Annotated in this window: 17 protein-coding genes and 2 tRNA genes; 6 read left to right on the top strand and 13 right to left on the bottom strand. The window is 71.3% G+C overall.

Features of this window, described 5'->3' with window-relative positions:
• Positions 1-54: 54 nt before the first annotated feature.
• Positions 55-294, bottom strand: coding sequence for a hypothetical protein (locus IFU19_RS13410; RefSeq protein WP_156784891.1), 240 nt, complete (start codon positions 292-294; stop codon positions 55-57).
• A 77-nt stretch (positions 295-371) separates the two neighbouring features.
• A complete protein-coding gene (locus IFU19_RS13415; protein WP_156784890.1) occupies positions 372-722 on the bottom strand; it encodes a DUF7882 family protein in 351 nt (116 codons plus the stop codon).
• A 275-nt stretch (positions 723-997) separates the two neighbouring features.
• On the opposite strand from IFU19_RS13415, the gene IFU19_RS17075 reads away from it, so the two are divergent.
• Both IFU19_RS17075 and IFU19_RS13425 read left to right on the top strand, forming a co-directional pair.
• Positions 998-1,570: a GAF and ANTAR domain-containing protein gene (locus IFU19_RS17075; RefSeq protein ID WP_192014361.1), complete on the top strand. Its 573-nt coding sequence runs from the start codon at positions 998-1,000 to the stop codon at positions 1,568-1,570.
• Positions 1,571-1,600: 30 nt separating this feature from the next.
• On the top strand, positions 1,601-2,431 hold the full coding sequence (locus IFU19_RS13425; protein ID WP_192014363.1) for a GAF and ANTAR domain-containing protein: 831 nt from the start codon (positions 1,601-1,603) through the stop codon (positions 2,429-2,431).
• 404 nt (positions 2,432-2,835) lie between these two features.
• Here the strand turns inward: IFU19_RS13425 and IFU19_RS13430 are convergent.
• The 4 genes from IFU19_RS13430 to IFU19_RS13445 form a co-directional block, all read right to left on the bottom strand.
• A tRNA-Met gene (locus IFU19_RS13430) sits at positions 2,836-2,909 on the bottom strand.
• A gap of 33 nt (positions 2,910-2,942) precedes the next feature.
• Positions 2,943-3,014: transfer RNA gene (locus IFU19_RS13435), tRNA-Thr, on the bottom strand.
• Positions 3,015-3,082: 68 nt separating this feature from the next.
• A complete protein-coding gene (locus IFU19_RS13440; protein WP_070409374.1) occupies positions 3,083-4,501 on the bottom strand; it encodes a M23 family metallopeptidase in 1,419 nt (472 codons plus the stop codon).
• 252 nt (positions 4,502-4,753) lie between these two features.
• Positions 4,754-5,554, bottom strand: coding sequence for an inositol monophosphatase family protein (locus tag IFU19_RS13445; RefSeq protein WP_055838988.1), 801 nt, complete (start codon positions 5,552-5,554; stop codon positions 4,754-4,756).
• Positions 5,555-5,615: 61 nt separating this feature from the next.
• Between IFU19_RS13445 and IFU19_RS13450 the strand changes: the two genes are divergently transcribed.
• On the top strand, positions 5,616-7,199 hold the full coding sequence (locus IFU19_RS13450; protein ID WP_192014365.1) for a phytoene desaturase family protein: 1,584 nt from the start codon (positions 5,616-5,618) through the stop codon (positions 7,197-7,199).
• A gap of 79 nt (positions 7,200-7,278) precedes the next feature.
• Here the strand turns inward: IFU19_RS13450 and pdxR are convergent, their stop codons facing one another.
• A complete protein-coding gene (gene pdxR, locus IFU19_RS13455) occupies positions 7,279-8,781 on the bottom strand; it encodes a MocR-like pyridoxine biosynthesis transcription factor PdxR (RefSeq protein WP_192014367.1) in 1,503 nt (500 codons plus the stop codon).
• Positions 8,782-8,862: 81 nt separating this feature from the next.
• On the opposite strand from pdxR, the gene IFU19_RS16490 reads away from it, so the two are divergent.
• Positions 8,863-9,378: pyridoxamine 5'-phosphate oxidase family protein (locus IFU19_RS16490; protein WP_207301772.1), on the top strand; the 516-nt coding region annotated here is incomplete at its 3' end.
• A 171-nt stretch (positions 9,379-9,549) separates the two neighbouring features.
• On the opposite strand, the gene IFU19_RS13465 is transcribed toward IFU19_RS16490, so the two are convergent.
• Positions 9,550-13,008 (bottom strand): bifunctional proline dehydrogenase/L-glutamate gamma-semialdehyde dehydrogenase, encoded by a 3,459-nt coding sequence (locus IFU19_RS13465; protein ID WP_192014369.1) that lies wholly within the window; start codon positions 13,006-13,008, stop codon positions 9,550-9,552.
• Between the two features lie 99 nt (positions 13,009-13,107).
• Here IFU19_RS13465 and IFU19_RS13470 point away from each other — a divergent pair, with 99 nt between their 5' ends.
• Positions 13,108-13,995, top strand: a complete 888-nt coding sequence (locus IFU19_RS13470; RefSeq protein WP_192014371.1) for a LysR family transcriptional regulator — start codon at positions 13,108-13,110, stop codon at positions 13,993-13,995.
• A gap of 3 nt (positions 13,996-13,998) precedes the next feature.
• Here IFU19_RS13470 and aztD read toward each other — a convergent pair whose 3' ends face one another.
• The 4 genes from aztD to aztB are packed head-to-tail and all read right to left on the bottom strand — an operon-like array spanning position 13,999 to position 18,256.
• Positions 13,999-15,231: a zinc metallochaperone AztD gene (gene aztD / locus IFU19_RS13475; RefSeq protein WP_192014373.1), complete on the bottom strand. Its 1,233-nt coding sequence runs from the start codon at positions 15,229-15,231 to the stop codon at positions 13,999-14,001.
• 32 nt (positions 15,232-15,263) lie between these two features.
• Positions 15,264-16,172: a zinc ABC transporter substrate-binding protein AztC gene (gene aztC / locus IFU19_RS13480; RefSeq protein ID WP_192014374.1), complete on the bottom strand. Its 909-nt coding sequence runs from the start codon at positions 16,170-16,172 to the stop codon at positions 15,264-15,266.
• Position 16,173: 1 nt separating this feature from the next.
• Positions 16,174-17,388, bottom strand: coding sequence for an ABC transporter (locus IFU19_RS13485; protein ID WP_192014375.1), 1,215 nt, complete (start codon positions 17,386-17,388; stop codon positions 16,174-16,176).
• A 13-nt stretch (positions 17,389-17,401) separates the two neighbouring features.
• Positions 17,402-18,256: a zinc ABC transporter permease AztB gene (gene aztB / locus IFU19_RS13490; protein WP_192014377.1), complete on the bottom strand. Its 855-nt coding sequence runs from the start codon at positions 18,254-18,256 to the stop codon at positions 17,402-17,404.
• 55 nt (positions 18,257-18,311) lie between these two features.
• On the opposite strand from aztB, the gene aztA reads away from it, so the two are divergent.
• A complete protein-coding gene (gene aztA / locus IFU19_RS13495) occupies positions 18,312-18,989 on the top strand; it encodes a zinc ABC transporter ATP-binding protein AztA (RefSeq protein WP_249405454.1) in 678 nt (225 codons plus the stop codon).
• Here the strand turns inward: aztA and IFU19_RS13500 are convergent.
• Complete coding sequence (locus tag IFU19_RS13500; protein WP_192014381.1) at positions 18,982-19,410, bottom strand: MarR family winged helix-turn-helix transcriptional regulator; 429 nt, start codon at positions 19,408-19,410, stop codon at positions 18,982-18,984. The two genes, aztA and IFU19_RS13500, sit on opposite strands and share 8 nt — an antisense overlap.
• Positions 19,411-19,421: the final 11 nt, after the last annotated feature.

Consider the following 19,421-nt stretch of genomic DNA (forward strand, 5'->3'; position numbering starts at 1 on the left):
ACCCGAGGCGGCCTGGTGCGCCACCCTCCGGGCGAGTTGGCCGGGCGCAGGACGTCATCGCAGGAAGACCATGCCGGTGAGAGCGAGAAGCACCAGCAGAGACGAACCCCCGACGGCGAGGAGGTTGCGGGAGAACGTCGCCGGGGAGCTGCGACGTGCGCCGCTCGCCTCGACCGTGCGCGCCTGGGCGCCGGCGAGCGTGTGGTGTCGTCCGATCGGTGTCGCCGTCGCGTCGAAGGAGATGAAATCGCCATCGGGCGTATCGACGACGTGTCCGAGAACGCGCTCATCCATGACGAGCACGTAATGGCCGGGCTCCTCGACGCGCCACCCCGCGACGGCGGCACCGCCCAGCCGGCTGATCGAGCACCTCAACGCGATCCCGATGACGCCGTGACGAACGGGGCGGCCGTCGGTGTCGCGATCGGATTCACGCGGTCGAGGGTGAGACCGGTCGGCGAGGCGGCGTCCGCCATCAGTCGGTCCAGTATCGCCGGATCGAGGCGGATCTCCCGCGCCGCGCCGATGACGAACATCAACGGTATCGAGGGGTGAAACCAGAGAGAGGAATGGTCCCCCGCGGTATCGCGGGGGTGACACCACGAGGCCAGAAATTTCTCGCGTCGACGGAGTTTCGCGACCGCGACGACTTGCAGATACGCAAGCGGAAGATCTGAGAGGAATATCGGCTCGCGAGCCGAACCATAAAACAAATGCCCCACGACGTGCCCCGATCCGCGCGAAAAAGAAAGTCGGCCGGGGACTGGGGACAACTGCGCACACAATACGGCGACCGGCTCCGAAAGATCAAGGGCCGCGTCGAACCGCTCGCAGAAAGTCGACGCAAAGGAGTGGGCGGGAGGCCGTACAGTGAGATCGAGGCGTTCCCGAGACCTAGGTCCTGCCGTTTGCCCAGGTCAGGAGCATCATGTCGACGTCTGCACCCTCGTCTGCGTCCCTGTGCATGTGGTTCGTGTCGACTCTTCCCGTCCAGCACGTGGCCATCTCGACGCTGAGCGATCCGTTCGAGTTGGGCATTGTCTGCGCGAGCGACGATGTCGCCACCGAACTCGAGCAGACACAGCTCGATCTGGGATTCGGGCCCGGCTGGCAGGCGAAGACGGCGCGAGTTCCGACGCTCCTCCCTGACGTGGAGCACGCTCACCCCGCTGCGTGGTCCGCTCTTCTGACCGCGGCTCATGCTCACCGGATTCGAGCCATGTACGCGTTCCCGATGACGGTGGGAGCAATAGATGTGGGGGTTGTCGATCTCTATGCGACGACCGCGCACGCCTTGAATACGCGGCAGGTCGAGAATGCCTGGGCGATGGCGGGTGTCGCTGCCGTTCGCGTCGTCGATCGGATTCTCACCGAACTGAATTTTCCTCCCAGCCCGCAGGGTCTGCCAGGGCGATTCATTCATCAAGCGACGGGGATGGTGATGGCACAGTTGCGGGTGCCCTCGACCGATGCGCTTGTCGTGATACGCGCCCACGCTTTTTCCACGGGCACGTCGATTCCCGACGTCGCGGAGGCCATCATCCGACGTGACATCGATTTTTCGGTCTGACTGCGGAGCAAAGGAAAGTACATTTCCGGTATGACGAAGACGACGCGAGAGAGAGAACTGGTCGATACGTTCGTCGAACTCGCCGACACGATGGTCAGCGGCTACGACGTCGTCGACCTTCTGCACCGACTGGTCACCCGGTGCGCCCAGACCCTGAACGTGGCGGGAGTCGGCATCCTGATCCCGGATGCCGACGGAAACCTCGAGGTGGTGGCGTCGACCAGCGAGCGAAGTCAGCTCATCAGCCTTCTGCAGTTGAGTGAAGACCAGGGGCCGTGCGTAGACGCGTACCACTCGGGAGAGCCGGTCACCGTCGTCGACATCGCCGGCATCCAGGAGCGGTGGCCGCGGTTCGCTCGCGCAGCCGGCGAACTCGGGTATCGATGGATGCACGCGATCCCGTTGAGGCTCCGTGACGAGGTCATCGGCTCCCTGAACCTCTTCGGCGATCAAGCCGCAGCGTTGAGCGCCGATGACGCGTTGGCGGCTCGCGGACTGGCGGACATCGCCACCATCGGCATTCTGCACGAGAGGGCGTTTCGCGAAGCCGACCTCGCGCGTCGGCAGCTGCAACGTGCGCTGGACAGTCGGATCGTCATCGAACAAGCGAAGGGGATCCTGTCGCACGTTCATCACATCGATATGGATGCCGCCTTCCACCAGCTGCGTGAACGCGCTCGAAGCACTCAGCAGAAGCTGTCGGATGTCGCTCGACGAGTGATCGAGGACGCGACGGAGGGCCGCAGTGCTCCGGGTGGAGTGACGGACGATGCCCGCCCGTCTCTCATCGACAGGGGCTCCCCCGAAGTACGGGCGCCGGAGGCACGGGGTCGTCAGGACGGCGACGAGAAGACGTTCTGACGCTCGCGCGTTCCTCGCCCTGCACCTCGACCGACCGCGCGAGACGGGGGATTCGCGCTGTCGCGCGCGGCGGTTACTGCCACGGGCTCATCGCTGCGTTCTCTCAGAAAAGAAAGCCTTGTCCCCCATTTGGGGGACAAAGACGTGTAGCGTCTGGAATGTCCCCGCCGTCAGGCACACAACCGCCCCCTTACTGGCGGCGGGGAATAATCCTCCGAAACGCCTCGACCCCGGCATCGAGAATCACCTCGCGCCGGCGTGAAGGTCGAGAACGTCGCCGAGAATGACCTCCGCGTCGGCATGGAGGTCAAGAGCGTTTGTGAGTATGCGGGGTCTGCGCGGGGTTGACCGTACCCGCGAACACGAAAAAGCCCCCGAGAATCGCACGATTCCGGGGGCTGACGTAGCGGGAGCGGGGCTTGAACCCGCGACCTCACGATTATGAGTCGTGCGCTCTCACCAACTGAGCTACCCCGCCGCACAGCATTCCGATGACGATGAGAATGCCTTGAGCCCCGAGTCAGGATTGAACTGACGACCCCTTCCTTACCATGGAAGTGCTCTGCCACTGAGCTATCGGGGCGTACCCGGATCACTCCGGGCAACTAGAAGAGAATATCAGACCGCGACACTCTCACACGAATCGATTGATCACCCTCCGGCGTGCTGACGCAGCCAGACGATCGGGTCGATCGGCGTGGTGCCGTTCTGCAGGATCTCGACGTGGGTGTGCGCACCGAACGACCGACCCGTGTTGCCGGTGCGTCCGAGGAACTGGCCGACCTTCACGTGCTGACCCTGCGTGACCTGGAGCGAGCCGTACTGCATGTGTCCGTAGCGGCTCGAGACCAGTTGTCCGTCGATCTCGTGATCGATGAGCACGGTGACGCCGAAGGCGCCGCCCTGCTCGGTCGCGATGCGCACGGTGCCGTCGGCGATCGCCTGCACGGGCGAGCCCTCGCCGGGAACGAAGTCGGCACCCTCGTGCATGGTTCCGTCGCGCATGCCGAAGCCGTACGTGATCGGCACACCGACGGCGAAGGGCCACTGGATGGGCGCCGTCGGGTCGTTGACGTAGAAGTTCGAGGGGTTCGTGATGCCCGAGTCGGCCGCCATCTTGGCGTACGTCGTCGCGCTGTATCCATCGGCACGGTCGACCACGGCGGCCTGCGCCTGCGCGGGAGCGACGTACGCCTGGATCGCGTCCGTGGCGTCGCCGCCCTGCACGTCGCCACCGAGCGCGAGGCGCGTCGTGGCGGTCGCGGGGGCGGTGACGCTGTCGGTGCCGTTCGCCGAGGCGAGCGCGCTGACCGGCATGGTCATGCCCACGGTCAGCAGGCCGACGACGCCCATGACGCCCACCGAGAACGATGCGGTCGCGATGCGGCGCACGTTCCGACGCGTGCGGGGAGCGGCGGCCGCGGCGGGCAGCCCCTCGACGACGGGCTCGGATGCCGTGGCGACGGGCGCGGGCCGCTGAACGGCGGTCTCACCGGTGAACGCGAAGAGACGGGCGGCCGAGGCGAACTCGTCGGCGGAGTCGTCATCGGTGGCCGTCGGGGTCGCGGGCACGCCATGGCCCTCGGGCGACGCGGCATCCGGCATCTCGACGGCGGGCGATGCGTCATCGGCCTGGGTGCTGTCGATGATGACCGCGGCCTGCGGACGACGACGCGCGCGTCGCGTCACGGGCAGGGTGATGGGAGAGGTGGGCAGCGCCACGGGGGTGGTGGCGACGTCGGTGTCGGCGCTCTGCAGGATGACGGCGACATCGGCGTCGGCGGTGCGGCGCTCGTCGACGACGGTGACCTCGAGGGCGTCGGCGTCGGCAGCGGCATCGGGCGCCGAGACCTCGGGGAGCGTGGGCTCGATCGTCGCGGCGATGACCGTCTCGATGACGGCGGCGGCGACGGTCTCGAGCATCTCGGACTGCGCGGCGACCTCGGCGTCGACCGGGGCGGGCTCCGACGACATCTGTGCGGTGGGGGCCGCGTCGTCGATCGCCGTCGCGGCGACCTCGCTGCGCGAGTCGTCGCTCTGCGCGGTGTCACCCACCGTGAGGCGGCGCATCTCGGCGCGGGTCAGCCGGGGAGCGGCTTCGGAGGCGGGAACAGCGAGGGGGCGACGAGACCGCCGAGTATGGGCAGGCTCAGTCGAAAAGGCTTCTGACGGCAACGCGCGATGGCTCTCGTGTCGTGTCGCAAGCGCGACGGCTTCGGGCTGTGGGGCTTGGCCGTTTCCGCGGGTTCGGGTCGCGGAAAATAACGAACAGGTAACCACACTACCTCGGGCGGTCTGGGAAAGCCATGAGCGCCCCGGGCGTCACCCCTCGATATCGAGCAGCGGCTCGAGGCGCGCGTAGAACGCCGCGCCCGCGGCGATGACCATTCCGTTCCCCGGACGACCACCCGGCGCGCCACCCACGACCCCGCCCGCTTCCTCGACGAGGAGGGCTCCCGCCGCGTGATCCCAGGGCTGCGTCCCGCGCTCGTAGTAGGCGTCCATGCGGCCCGCGGCGACCGAGGCCAGGTCGAGCGAGGCCGCGCCGATACGGCGCACATCGCGCGCGATGGGCATGACGCGCGACAGCTGCGCCAGCGCCGGACCGTGCGTCGCGGGGTTGTATCCGAAGCCCGTGGCCACCAGACCGCCCGCCTCTCCCACGTGGGCCGAGACCGAGAGACGCTGATCGCCGAGCCAGGCTCCCCCGCCGCGCGAGGCGCGGAACAGCTCACCCGTCACCGGGTTGAAGACGACGCCGGCGATCGCCGTCCACGTCGCGGTGTCGGCGGTACCCTCGACCGCGGCGATGCTCACGGCCCAGGCGGGAATGCCGTAGGCGTAGTTGACGGTGCCGTCGATCGGATCGACCACCCAGGTGATGCCGCTCGTCCCCACGTCGGCGCCGGACTCCTCGCCGAAGAAGCCGTCGTCGGGACGCACCCGCGCGAGCTCTGCGCGGATGAAGGCTTCGACCTCGCGATCGGCGGCGGTGACGATGTCGGCGGCGGCCGACTTGGTGGCGGCCACCGTCACCCCCTCGATGCGGCGACGGTGCGCGAGTTCGCCCGCCTCCCGAACGATCCGCGTGGCGATGTCGAGCAGTTCCGCAGCGAGAGTCATGGCATCCACGCTACTGCGCCACCCCCTCCGCAGAAGTCGTCGCCGTCGTTAGCGTGGAGGCATGACCGCTTCGGATACTCGCCGGTACGACGTCGTCATCGTGGGAGGAGGGCACAACGCCCTCGTCGCCGCGGCCTATCTCGCCCGCGCCGGGCGCCGCGTGGTGGTGATCGAGCGATCGGATGCCGTGGGCGGTGCCGCCGTGTCGGAGCGCCCGTGGGCCGGGGTCGATGCCCGCCTCTCGCGCTACTCGTACCTCGTGAGCCTGCTGCCGCAGAAGATCATCGACGATCTGGGGCTGCGCATCGACCTGCGTCGGCGTCGCTACTCGTCGTACACGCCCGACCCGCACGACCCGACCCGTGGCATCCTCGTCGACACCCAGGATGCCGCGGCCACCGCCGCCTCGTTCGCGCGGACCCTCGGCGAGACCGGGGAGGCCGAGCGGTTCGCCGCGTTCGGCGAGCGCCTGGCCCCGCTGGGTCGCGCGATCTTCCCCACCATGACCGGTCCCCTGCCGACGGCCGACGAGGTGCGCGAGAGGGTGGGCGACGATGAGCTGTGGACGGCGCTAACCGAGCGTCCGCTCGGCGACCTGCTGCGCGGTTCGCTCGACAGCGATCTCGCCCGCGGCATCGCCCTCACCGACGGCCTCATCGGAACCTTCGCCTCGTCGGACGACCCCTCGCTGGCGCAGAACCGCTGCTTCCTGTACCACGTCATCGGCGGCGAGACCGGGCACTGGGACGTGCCGGTGGGCGGCATGGGCGCCGTCGCCGCCGAGCTCGAACGCGCGGCGCGCGAGGCCGGCGCCGAGATCGTCACGGGCACCGACGTGATCTCGATCTCGCCCGACGGCGACGTGCACACGATGACCGACCGCTCCGAGGTGTACCACGGCACGCTCGTGCTGAGCGGAGTCGGTCGCGCCGTGCTCGACGGCCTGCTCACCGCGGGGGGATCCCCGGCGAGCGCAGCCGAGGCGCCCGAGGGCGCGCAGGTCAAGGTCAACATGCTCCTGTCGCGGTTGCCGCGGCTGCGCGACTCCTCGGTCACCCCCGAGGCCGCCTTCTCGGGCACCTTCCACGTGAACGAGACGATGACCCAATTGGATGCCGCGTACGTCGCGGCATCCGGGGGGCTCATCCCCGAGCCTCTTCCCGTCGAGATCTACTGCCACTCGCTGACCGACCCGTCGATCCTCGGCGACGACCTGCGGGCCAGCGGGGCACAGACCCTGACGATGTTCGGCCTGCAGGTGCCCCACCGCCTGATCGACGACACCGATCCCGTCGCCGCGGGAGCGCGCCTGCTGGCCGCGGCGCAGCAGTCGCTCGACGCGGTGCTGGCCGAGCCGCTGCGCGACTGCATCTTTCGGGCGCCCGACGGACGGCTCTGCATCGAGGCGCGCACCACGAGCGACCTCGAGCGGTCGCTGAACATGGTGGGCGGCGACATCTTCCACGGCGGGCTGTCGTGGCCCTGGCTCGCGGCGCCGGCCACGACGCCGGCGGCGCGGTGGGGCGTGTCGACCCCGCACTCGCGCGTGCTGCTCTGCGGTTCGAGCGCGCAGCGCGGCGGCGCCGTCAGCGGGATCGCCGGGCAGAACGCGGCCATGGCGGCGCTCGAGATCCTGGAGGGGTGAGGAACACGGGGGCGCTCGGCGACGGTTTGCCCCTCCGGTCGACGACGCGCCGCGGTGAGCGCCCTAGGGGGCGGAGCCCTCAGCTCGGCTGAGGCCGGGCGTCCGGGTCGGCGCCCCGCCCCCCGCGCGCGTGCGTCCGCAGAACGGTGAGCATCACGCCGACCGCCTCGACGAGGGCGACCGTCGAGGGCTCGGCGTATCCGAAGACGATCCCCGCCGGCGCCTCGGAGCGCGCGGGGACGACGGCTGGATCGCTCGCCGCTGAACCGGCGCACCCGGCGGAGTCATGGCCCACCGCATAGCCCGCGAGCGGCGCGACGCGGATGCCGCGCGCGCCCAGCTCCGAGACCACGGCGTTCTCGGCACCTTCTCCGCCGCCCGTCAGCAGCGCCACGGCGTGCAGTCCGCCGTCGGTGGCGGCCAGCTCGACACCGGGCACACCCGCGAAGGCCTCGAGCAGCAGGCGGCGCCGATGGCGGTACTCGCGACGCCGCCGCGCGGTGTGCCGGGCGAGGGCTCCCTCGGCCAGGTACAGCGCGAGCGCGTGCTGCTGCACGAGCGAAACGGGAGAGTCGAGGTCGTCGCGCGCCGCGCGGATGCGTTCCCCCACCGCGCCGGTCGCGACGATCCACCCGCACCGCACGGCCGGGGTGAGCACCTTCGACAGGCTTCCGATCAGCACGACCCGCGCCGGATCGAGCAGGTGCAGCGGCGGAAGCGGTGCGCGCCCGTGGGGGAACTCGCTGTCGTAGTCGTCTTCGACGACGACCACGTCGTCCCGCGCGGCCCAGGCGAGCAGGCGGGCGCGGTCCTCGGCATCCAGACGACTCCCGAGGGGGTAGTGATGGTTCGGGGTCACGATGACGGCGTCGAGATCGCGCTGCCGCTCGAGCGCGTCGAGGTCGAGCCCCGAGCCGAGACGGACCGGCACGGGGACGGCCTCGATCCCCAGACGGCGCAGGATCATGCGCACGCGGGGGTACCCCGGGTCTTCGATACCGACGCGCAGGCGCCGCCGGTCACCGCGCGGCGCGAGCGCGAGCAGCGTCAGCAGCATCGCGTCGCTGGTGCCCGCCGTGATCAGCACGTCGCCGGCCGAGACGTCGACGCCGCGCGTGCGCCCGAGGTGCCGCGCGATCTCGGCCCGCAGCGCCATGGCGCCCGCGGGGTCGGCGACGTCGGCGTCGGGATCGGTGGCGCTCGCCCGCCGCCAGGCGGAGCGCCACGCGGCATCGGCGAGACCGGTCGTGCCCGGGCGCCCGGGCCGCAGGTCGAGTACCCCGGGCTCCACGACGGGGCGGTCCGGCGCATCGGCGACCGCGACGGGCGCGCGCACGGCGATGTCGGCGACGACCGTTCCGCCCCCGGGCCGCGTGAGCAGGTACCCCTCGCCGGCGAGGATCTCGTAGGCCGCGACCACCGTCCCCCGCGCGACCCCCAGATCGGCCGACAGCGCCCGCGTCGAGGGGACCGCCTCGCCCCCGTCGACGCGCCCCGCGAGCACCGCCGCGCGCAGGCCGTGCGCGAGTTGCTCGTGCAGGGGCACGGCGGAGGATCGATCGAGGATGCCGAGGGAGATCACGGCGACAGTCTGTCACTGGTCCAGACGAAAGCGCGAGAAGCGGACTATGCGATGGACCACGCGAGCGAATGTACTCGGACCATGACCGATCTTCCCCTCACCGCGCGCACGCGGGTGCGCCGCCTTCCGCACCACCAGGTCACCGACCGCGCCGCGCTCTACGACGTGATCGACGGCGCCCTGGCCGCCACCATCGCCCTCGTGCGCGACGACCGCCCGGTCGCGCTGCCGATCGGCATCGCCCGAGACGGCGACGACCTCCTGCTGCACGGATCCACCGGCAGCGACTTCTTCCGACGCATCGCCGCCGGTACCCCCGTCTGCATCACCGTGACCCACCTGATGGGCCTGAAGTACGCGCGGTCGCTCTTCGACAGCTCGATGCGGTACCGGTGCGCGGTCGTGCACGGGGTCGCATCCGTCGTGCCGCCCGAAGAAAAAGAAGCGGCCCTGCTCGTGCTGTCGGAGCACCTCATGCCCGGCCGCAGCGAAGACGTCCGCCCCATGACGGCCCGTGAGCTCGCCGCCACCATGGTGCTGCGCATCCCCCTCGTCGAGGCCAGTGTCAAGGACAACGCGGGCCTCGTCGAGGAGGACNTACCCTCCCCCTGCGCTGGGTCGCCGACGAGCCGAGGACGTCTGCGCAGACGCACCCCGGAACGCGCGTTCCGGACTCGGTGCGCCGCGCCGCCGCGCGGGTGGCCACCACCGGAACCGCGTGATGAGCACCCACGCGGGCCCCGCGACAGCCGCGGGGCCCGCGTGCGCTCAGCGCGTGACGAGCGGCGGCACGACGTACCGGCGCGGCGTTCCGAAGCGGTGCGCCGTGATCGACACGGCCTGCTCGCGCAGGAACGGCAGCAGCTCGACGCGCCCGGCGCGGGTGACCTCGCCCGCGTAGATCGCGACCGAGGGCGAGCCGCCCACGGCGTCGGCCATCGCGACGGTCGAGCCGCCGAGCAGGCGCACCCGCCCGCCGGTGCGCGCCAGGCGCGCGGCGCGGCGCTGCCACTCGGCGGGATCCTCGACGCTCGCGCGCACTCCCACGCCCTCGAGCCACGCGCGCACGGCGGGCGACAGCGCGCGGGCCGTGCTCACCGTCACCGGGGCGCCGGCGCGCACGCCGGCGGCGACGACACGGACCAGCGCCGTCTCGGTCGCGTCGTCGAGCCGCACGGTGACCGGCACCGTGCCGTAGCGCAGCACGTTCTGCTCCGACTCCAGGCCGGTCACATCGCGGGCCAGTGAGAACTCGGCGGCCCACGCGGCGGCGTCGCTCGCGAGAGCGGATGCCAGCCAGTCGCGGTCGGCCGAGGGGACGGCCGCGAGCGCCGGGGCGGCCAGCGCATCGCCCGAGCGGGGCGCCGAGGTCTCGGCATCCGCCCACGAACCGAATCCGAACAGGTACGACGGCCCACCGGCCTTGGTGCCCGCGCCGACGGCCGACTTCTTCCACCCGCCGAACGGCTGGCGCTGCACGATCGCGCCGGTGGTGCCGCGGTTGACGTAGACGTTGCCGGCCTCGATGCGCGAGAGCCACCGCTGGATCTCGGCCTCGTCCAGCGCGTGCAAGCCCGAGGTGAGCCCGTACTCGATGGCGTTGACGATCTCGATGGCCTCATCGAGGGTCTCGGCGGTCATGATGCCCAGCACGGGTCCGAAGTACTCGGTGCGGTGGAACTCGCTGCCCGCCTGCACGCCCTCGCGAATGCCGGGGCGCCACAGCGACCCCTCGTCGTCGAGACGCTGCGGTTCGACGACCCAGCGCTGGCCGGGCTCGAGCGTGGTGAGTGCCCGCAGCAGCTTGCCGTTGGCCGGCTCGATGAGCGGTCCCACGCGCGAGGCCTCATCCCACGGCATCCCGACCTCGAGCGAGGTCACCGCGTCGACGAGCTGGTCGCGGAAGCGCCGCGAGCGGGCGACCGAGCCGACGAGCACGACGAGCGAGGCCGCCGAGCACTTCTGCCCCGCGTGGCCGAAGGCCGACATCGCGACGTCTTTCGCGGCGAGGTCGAGGTCGGCGCTGGGCGTCACGATCACGGCGTTCTTGCCGCTCGTCTCGGCGAGCAGCGCAAGGTCCGGACGGAACGAGCGGAACAGCTCGGCCGTCTCGTACGCGCCGGTCAGCACGACCCGCTCGACGGCGGGGTGCGTGAGAAGCTGCGTGCCGAGGTCGCGTTCCGACAGCTGCACGAGCTTCAGCACCTCGCGGGGCACACCGGCCTCCCACAGCGCCTCGACCATGACCGCACCGGAGCGCTGGGCGAGGGCGGCGGGTTTGATGACCACGGCGGACCCTGCGGCGAGCGCGGCGAGGGTCGATCCCGCGGGGATCGCGACGGGGAAGTTCCACGGAGGGGTGACCACGGTGACGCCCACGGGCGTGAAGCGGGCTCCGTCGACGTCGTCGAGGGTGCGGGCCTGCTCGGCGTAGTAGTGCGCGAAGTCGATGGCCTCCGACACCTCGGGGTCGCTCTGCTCCAACACCTTGCCGCACTCCACGCCCATGACCTCGAGCAGGTCGGCGCGACGCTTCTCGAGCGCGTCGCCCGCCCGGTGCAGGATCGCGGCGCGCGCCCCCGCGCCGAGCTCGCGCCACGCGGTGGCGGCGGTCGCGGCCTCGCGGATCAGGGCGTCGAGGGCGTCGGCGTCGGTGACGGTGTGCGCGGCGATCGTGTCGCTGCCCAGGGTCGAGTCCTGCATCCGCGCGACGATCCCGGCGCCCCAGCCGCGGTTGGCCTCGATCGCGGGGTCGGAGTCGGGGGTGTTGTGGAAGCCCGTGGCGGGAGCCGCGGGCGCGGGAGCGGTGCGGTCCTGCACGCGGTTCGACGCCGGTACGCCCTCGGGCATGTCGGCGAGCGAGGCCAGGAAGCGGTCGCGCTCGCGATCGAACAGCGCCGCGTGGGTGTCGAGGTCGAAGACGGCCGACATGAAGTTCTCGCTCGATGCGCCCTCTTCGAGGCGGCGGATCAGGTACGCGATCGCGACGTCGAACTCCTGCGGGTGCACGACGGGCGTGTAGAGCAGGATCGACCCGACCGTGCGGCGCACGACCGCCTGCTGCGCGGTGGCCATGCCGAGCAGCATCTCGACGTCGATCCCGCCGGTCACCCCGCGCCGCTCCGCGAGCAGCCAGGCGAGGGCCACGTCGAAGAGGTTGTGTCCGGCCACGCCGATGCGCACGTGCTGCGCGTGCTCGGGTCGCAGCGCGTAGTCGAGCACCGCCTTATAAGAGGCATCCGTCGCCTGCTTCGACGGCCAGGTAGCCAGCGGCCAGTCGTGCACGTCGGCGTCGACGCGTTCCATGGGGAGGTTGGCGCCCTTCACGACGCGCACCTTGATCGTCGCACCCCCGGATGCCACGCGCCGGGCGGTCCATTCCTGCAGGCGGATCATCGCGGCGAGGGCATCGGGCAGGTACGCCTGCAGCACGATGCCGGCCTCGACGTCGTGGAACTCGGGCTCGGCGAGCAGGGTCTCGAAGACCGCGAGGGTGAGGTCGAGGTCTTTGAACTCCTCCATGTCGAGGTTGACGAACGTGCCGGTCTCTTTCGCGACCCGGTAGAGGGGGCGAAGCGCCGCCACCGCGTCGGCGACGGCGGCGTCGAATGCCCACGGCGTGTGCGGGGCGACGGTCGACGACACCTTGATCGAGACGTAGTCGACGTCGTCGCGGGCGAGGAGCTTGCGCGTGCCGGCCAGGCGGCGCGCGGCCTCTTTCTTGCCGAGGATGGCCTCGCCGAGCAGATTCACGTTGAGACGGATGCCGTCGCCCCGGCCGCGGATCGACGTGATGGCGTCGCCGAGCTTGCGGTCGCTGGCATCGACGATGAGGTGACGCACCATCGAGCGGAGCGCCGTGCGCGCCGCCGGCACGACGACGCGGGGAAGGATCGGCGCGGTCAACGCGCCGAGCCGGATCGCGGCCTTGAGGTGCAGGGGGAGGAACCCGGGGATCAGCGGGGTCAGGGCGGCGAGGTTGCGCGCCGCGACGCTCAGGTCTTCGGGGCGCACGACCCCGTCGACGAAGCCGACCGTGAAGTCGAGTCCGTGCGGATCGCGCAGCACGCCGGCGAGGCGCTGGGCGGCGGCGTCGACGGGCTCGTCGCGACTCTCGGCGAGCCATCGGCGCACGAGGGCGATCGCGTCGTCGGCGAGTTCGGCGGGTGAGACGAGAGTCTCGGGCGTGGTGCCGGACGTGGTGCGGGGGGCATCGGTGAGCGACATGGCGGTCCTTCCTCGGATGTGATCAGCATGGGACTCGCGTCCATTCGAGAAAAGCGATGATTAACGATGGGTTATGTTCGATGTCATCGAAGGGATGCCATGTTCGATCTCCGCCGTCTGCGCCTGCTGCACGAGCTGTCACTCCGGGGCACGCTCGCGGCCGTCGCCGAGGCCCTGTCGTACAGTCCGTCGACGATCTCGCAGCAACTGGCTCTGCTCGAACGCGAGGCCGGCGTCGCCCTGCTCGAGCCCGACGGTCGACGCCTGCGCCTCACCGCGCAGGGTGCGGCCCTCGCCGCACACGCGGCCCGCATGCTCGCCGCCGACGAAGCGGCCCGCGCCGAGCTCGAACACCTGCGCCCCTCGCTCGCTCCCGTGCGCGTGGCCGTCATGCAGTCCGCCGCCCACGGACTCCTCCCCCGCGCTCTCGACGCCCTGGCCGAGGCCGAACCGCAGCTGCGCGTCGAAGTCGCCGAGCTCGCCCCCGAAGAAGGGTTGTTCGAGGTGGCCGCCCGCGGCTTCGATCTCGCCGTCGCCGAGCAGTACCCGGGGCACACGCGCGAGCACCGCGACGGCATCGAGCGGAGCCTGCTGGGACGGGATGCCATCCGCCTCGCGGTGGCGCGCACCGATCCCGCCGAGCGACTCGACGACCTGCGCGAGCGCGCCTGGGTGATGGAGCCCGAGGGCACGGCCGCGCGTCAATGGGCGACGCAGCAGTGTCGCGCGGTGGGGTTCGAGCCCGACGTGCGCTTCGAGATGGCCGATCTGACCGCGCACGCGCGGCTCGTGGCATCCGGTCACGCGGTGGGGATGATCCCCGACCTCGTCTTCGCCGGCGAGGATCCGCCCGTGCGCCTGGTCGACCTGCCCGGCGAACCCCGACGCGAGGTGTTCACGGCCGTCCGCCGCGGAACGGCCGACCGCCCCGGCGTACGCGCGGTGCGGGGTGCACTGCAGGTGGCGTACGACCGGGGCGGTCGGTGATGCTCAGCGCGTGAGCGCCATCTCGTTGGGCGTGACGTCGAGGGTCGCGGTGGCGGTGATCTCACCGCTGGTGAGGTCGACCGCGTGCACGGCGTTCTTCGCCGGCTCGGTGACGTAGGCGATGTCGCCCGACACCTTGATGGCGGGGTGGGCGTCCTGCCACTCGACCGGCCCCTCCCACGCGTCGATCACGGGGAACGCCTCGGTGAAGGCCCCCTTCTCGAGGTCGAGGACGTGGATCGCGCCGTCCGACGCCAGGATGTAGCCCCGGTCCTCGGGGCCGCGGGCCAGGTCGCGGAACGTGTACTCGGCGCCGGCGGGCATGTCGAGGACGGTCTGCGTCTTGGCTGCGGTGTCGATCAGCGAGACGCGCTGCAGCAGGTAGCCCTCGGCGTCGCGGTCGTCCTTGTAGTCACCGAGCACCAGCGGGCTGGTCTCGCTGACGAAGAGGTTGCCCGTACGACCGTAGGGCTGGTCGGGGGCGTCGACCTTCGTGATCTCGCCGTCGTCGTAGATCAGGGCGCCGTTCTCGCAGCCGAAGACGACGACCTCGTCTTTCGCGGTGCCCTCGCCGTGCACGCCGGGGCAGGTCGCGTCCTGGGCGATCGTCGCGCCCGATGCGTCGGTCACGGCGATGCCGGTGCGGCCGTTCGCGTTGCCGACCGTGGTGACGAACGACCCGTCTTCGAGCATGATCGACACCCCGTGGTGCGCCTCGACGCCCGGGATGGTCTCGACGGCGGGGAGCGCATCGGTCGAGGCGAGCAGGGCGTCGGTGTCGAAGATCGTCGAGTCGCTCGTGCCGTCGGCGTAGAGCACGGTCTTGCCGCCGTGCGTCACGACGTGACCGGGCTTGGACGCCGGGAACACGAGGTCGGTGAGCTCGGGCTGCTCCGACGCGGTGCCGGCATCGAGCACCTGGAAGCCCTCGCTCGTGGTCACCATGACGTGACGGCCGTCACCGGCCGAGTTGAGCCGGGTGAACTCCTCGGACGAGAAGTCGCCGATCGTCTCGAGGCTCGCGCCGTCGAGCACGACGATGCCGCCGGGGTACGACAGGGCGACGCGGGTGCCGGTGTCGCTCGTCGACGACGGGGCCGAGCTCGTGGCGGGGGCAGCCGAACCGGTGCCGGCGCCGCCGGCGCACGCCGACAGGGCGACGGTCGCGCCGACCGCGAGCGTGAGCAGGCCCGCACGACGGAGGGCGTCCCCGCGGCGGTGGGAAGAGGTGCGCATGTGATTCTCTTTCTGGGTGGGTGGCCGGTCGCTCACGGCGACAGGCCGGTGGCGATGCGCTCCGTGTTGACGCGCATCATGGTCAGGTAGTCGGGGGCGCCGCCGTCGGCGTCGGTGAGCGATTCGGTGAACAGCTCGGTCACCTCGACGTGGCGGTCGGCCTCGTCGGCGAGCGCGCGCACCAGGCGGTCGGGCGACGACGACTCGGCAAAGATCGTGGGCACTCCGGCCTCGTCGATCGCCGACACCAGGTCAGCGAGGTCGCTCGTGCTCGGCGCCGCCAGCGTGGTGCCGCCGGGGATCACGGCTCCCACCAGGCGGAACCCGAAGCGCTCGGCGAGGTAGCCGAAGACGTGGTGGTTGGTCACGAGTGCCCGACGCTCGGCGGGGATCGCGGCGAACGCGGCCGTCATCTCGGCATCCAGGTCCTCGATCTCGGCGCGGTACGCCGTCGAGCGCTCGGTGACCGCGGCGGCGTCGATCCCGTCGATGCCCGAGAGCACCGGGGTCAGCGCGTCGACGACCGCGGCCATCTGGGCGGGATCGGTCCAGAAGTGCGGATCGTCGGCACCGCCCGCATCGGTCGAGGTGTACGGCAGCACCGTGACCGCGTCGCCGGCGACGAAAGTGGTCACCCCGTCGGCGGACGCCGCGTCGAGATGCTGCTGCAGACCCTCTTCGAGGCCGATGCCGTTGGCCACCAGCAGGTCGGCCGAGCGCAGGCGCGCGGCTTCCGACGCCGAGATCTCGAACGAGTGCGGATCGGCGCCCGGGCGCATCAGGGTGAGCACCTCCACGTCATCGCCGACCAGCTGCGACACGACGTCGCCGAGGATGTTCGTCGTCACCACCACGAGCGGGCGATCGGATGCCGCTCCCCCGGCGCACCCGGTGAGGGCGAGCAGGGCGGCGGTCAGGGCGACGGCCAGAGCTCTCTTCATGTCAGCGTCCCGTCTCGGCAAAGAACAGCGGCGCGCGCTCGGGCGCGAACTCCCGGGCGACGCGGGCGTCGTCGGCGAAGTCGATCTCCCACATGCGGTTCTCGGTGGGGCCGTTCAGATACGCCCGCTGCTGGTCGGCGACCAGGCTGACGGTCTGGCCCGCGGCGAGGCTCGCTCCCACCAGGGCGGGGGATGCCGCGCGCTGCGCGCCCGTCTCACCATCGAGCACGAGCACCCGCCCGTCCGGGGTGAGGGCGAGGAGGTTCGCGTCTTTGTCGTCGACCGCCGTGACCTGCACGACCGGCTCGGGGGTGGGCAGCAGCGTCCACGTGCGCTCGCGGGTGTCGAGGATCCACACCCCGGCGTCCCCGGCGACCGCGGCGACCTTCGGGCGCCCCTCGCGGTTGGCGAAGGCCGTCGCCCGCGGCGCGGTCGTTCCCGCGGGGTAGGCGATGCGTTCGACGACGGGTGCGTCGTCGTCGACGCTGATGAGGAGGGCGCCGTCCTGGCATCCGATCACCGCTCCGACGCGGGTGGTGATCGTTCCCGCGGGTTGGATGCACGCGGCCGGTTCGCCGACCTCGGCGCCGTCGGCGTCGTGCAGGGTCACCTCGTCGTCCGCGGCCACCGCGGCGAACGATCCGGCGGGCACGACGAGGCCGGCACCGGGAGACGTCGAGAGGCGGAACCGCTCGACGACCTCACCTCTCGACAACGCCTCGGTGTCGAGCAGCACCGCCTCACCCGATCCGGGGAAGAACAGGCCCGTCCCGCCCGTGGTCGACGAGTTCGAGGTCGCCACGACAGCGGTTCCCTCACCCTCGACGTCGCCCAGCAGGCGGGCGTCGGCGCGGTAGTAGTGGAAGTGGTCGACGTGGTCCCAGGTCCACACGCCGCTGTCGACGATCGAGACGCCCGTGTCGTCGGCGGCGAAGAGGTACCGACCGTCCGAGTGCACCGTCGAGGGCGAGCGCACGGTGCCGAGCCCGGTCGTGGTCTCGTCGAGCAGATCGAGGTGCGACACGCGTCCGTCGCCGTCGATCGAGGTGAGACCCACCGCGGGTTCGGCGAGTTCGGCGGCACCCGCGATCTCGCCGTGCGTGTCGGTCGAGGGTGCGGTGTCGGGGGCGGCGGCAGGCGCAGCGCAGCCGGCGAGCGAGAGGAGCAACACCACGCTGAGGGGCGCGAGGCGACGGGGGAAGTCGGGGTCGGGCATGGGGGCTTTCCGGTCAGGCGGGAACGAGAACAGGGGATGCCACGCGGCGGCGCGCGGCGTCACGGCAGGCGCGTAGGGCCCACGAGACGCCGGCTGCGGCGATGGCGGTGGCGGCGATGGTCGCGCCGGCGGCGGTCGCGGCGTGCCACGAGATGAGAAGGCCGACGGCGACGGCGACCGCCCCGATCATGGCGGCGAGCGCCATGGTCGTGGCGATGCGGTGGGTCCACTGGCGCGCGGCGACCGCGGGCGCGATGAGAAGGCCCACCACCAGCAGCGAGCCGACGGCCTGGTACGACGCGACGACGGCCAGGGTGACGAGCCCGACGAGAACGGTCTGCGCGACGCGCGGGCCGAGGCCGAGCACCCGGGCGACCCGCTCGTCGATGGCGAGGGCGACGAGGCCACGATGGGCGACCGCGGCCGCCGCGATGCCCAGGCCTGCCGCCACCGCGAGCACGACGAGGTCACCGGCGCCGATGGCGAGGATGTCGCCGAACAGGATCGCCGTGGCATCGGTGGCGAAGCTGCCAGCGTGCGAAATGACGATGACGCCGAGGGCGAGCATTCCGACGAAGAGCAGGCCGATGCTCGTGTCGTACGAGAGCCGGGCGCGCCGCTGCAGCACACCGATGCCGAGGCTCATCACGACGGCGCTGGCCGCCGCCCCCAGCAGAACCGGAAGGCCGAGCACGGTGGCGAGAGCGACGCCGGGCAGCATGCCGTGGGCGAGTGCCTCGCCCAGGAACGCCATGCCGCGCACGATCACCCACGTGCCGGCGACGCCGCACAGCACGGCGACGAGCACTCCCCCGAGCAGCGCGCGCTGCACGAATTCGAGAGAGAAGGGATCGAGGAGCCAGGTCACGATGCCCGACCGTATCGAGAATGAGAACGATTCTCAAACTCATACAATGGATGCCATGCCCCTCACCGCCGTCCTCGCACGCGCCCTGCGCGTGGACCACTCCGGCACCCTCGCCCTCGACGGCGTCGACGTCGATCTGCACGCCGGAGCGCTCACCGTCATCGTGGGCCCGAACGGTGCGGGCAAGTCGACGCTGCTCGAGGTGCTCGCCGGCGCACGGGAGCCGTCAACCGGCACGGTCGAGGTCGCGCAGCGCACGCGCGCCTTCGTGCCGCAGCGCGCAGCCGTCTCGCCCCACCTCCCGCTCACCGTCCGTGACGTCGTGTCGGTCGGGGCGTGGGGACGCACGGGGCCGCTCCGGCGACTCACCGCCGCGCACCGGGCCGCCATCGACGGCGCGATGCAGCGACTCGACATCGCGCCGCTGGCACGGCATCCGTTCTCGTCACTCTCGGGGGGACAACGACAGCGAGCGCTGCTCGCCCAGGGCCTCGCCCGCGAAGCCGACATCCTGCTGCTCGACGAACCGACCACCGGACTCGACGCGGCGAGCGCGCAACTCAACCGTGCGGCCATCGCGCACGAGGTCGCCCGTGGGGCGACGGTCGTGTGCGTGAGCCACGACGACCGGCTCATCGCCGACGCCGATCACCTCATCCGGCTCGAAGGAGGCCGCGTGAGGCCCGACGGCGCAGAGTCCGCGATGACGGCGCCGAGGCGCCCGCTCAGCTGAAGGTGCGCACGCGATCCGTAATGCGACGCAGCAGCTCGGCGGCCACCTCGACGACATCGCGCGACTCGGCGCGCACGGCGGCGTCCACCTCGACGGGGAAACGCCGGAGCGCCGCCCAGGGCTCCTGCTCCATGTCGATCTCGAGGTGGATGTGGTTGACCCGACGGTCTTCGGCATCGAGCTCGCGGCGCACGAGGCCTCGTCCGATCAGACGATCGACCATCGTGGTGACCCCGGCTGCGGTCACACCCAGATGGGAGCGCAGGACCGAGGGGCGGATGCCGGGCTCGTCGGCGATGCAGCACAGAGCCGTCGCCTCGAGTTCACTGACCGACAGGTCGGTTCTCGCCTTCGCGACGGCATCATCACGTGCGGACACGTAGTCATCGAGCGCTGCGGTCAACGCGGAGGGATTCGTCAACGCCGCACCTC

It is taken from the genome of Microbacterium sp. CFBP 8794 (assembly GCF_014841235.1).
Classification (GTDB): Bacteria; Actinomycetota; Actinomycetes; order Actinomycetales; family Microbacteriaceae; genus Microbacterium.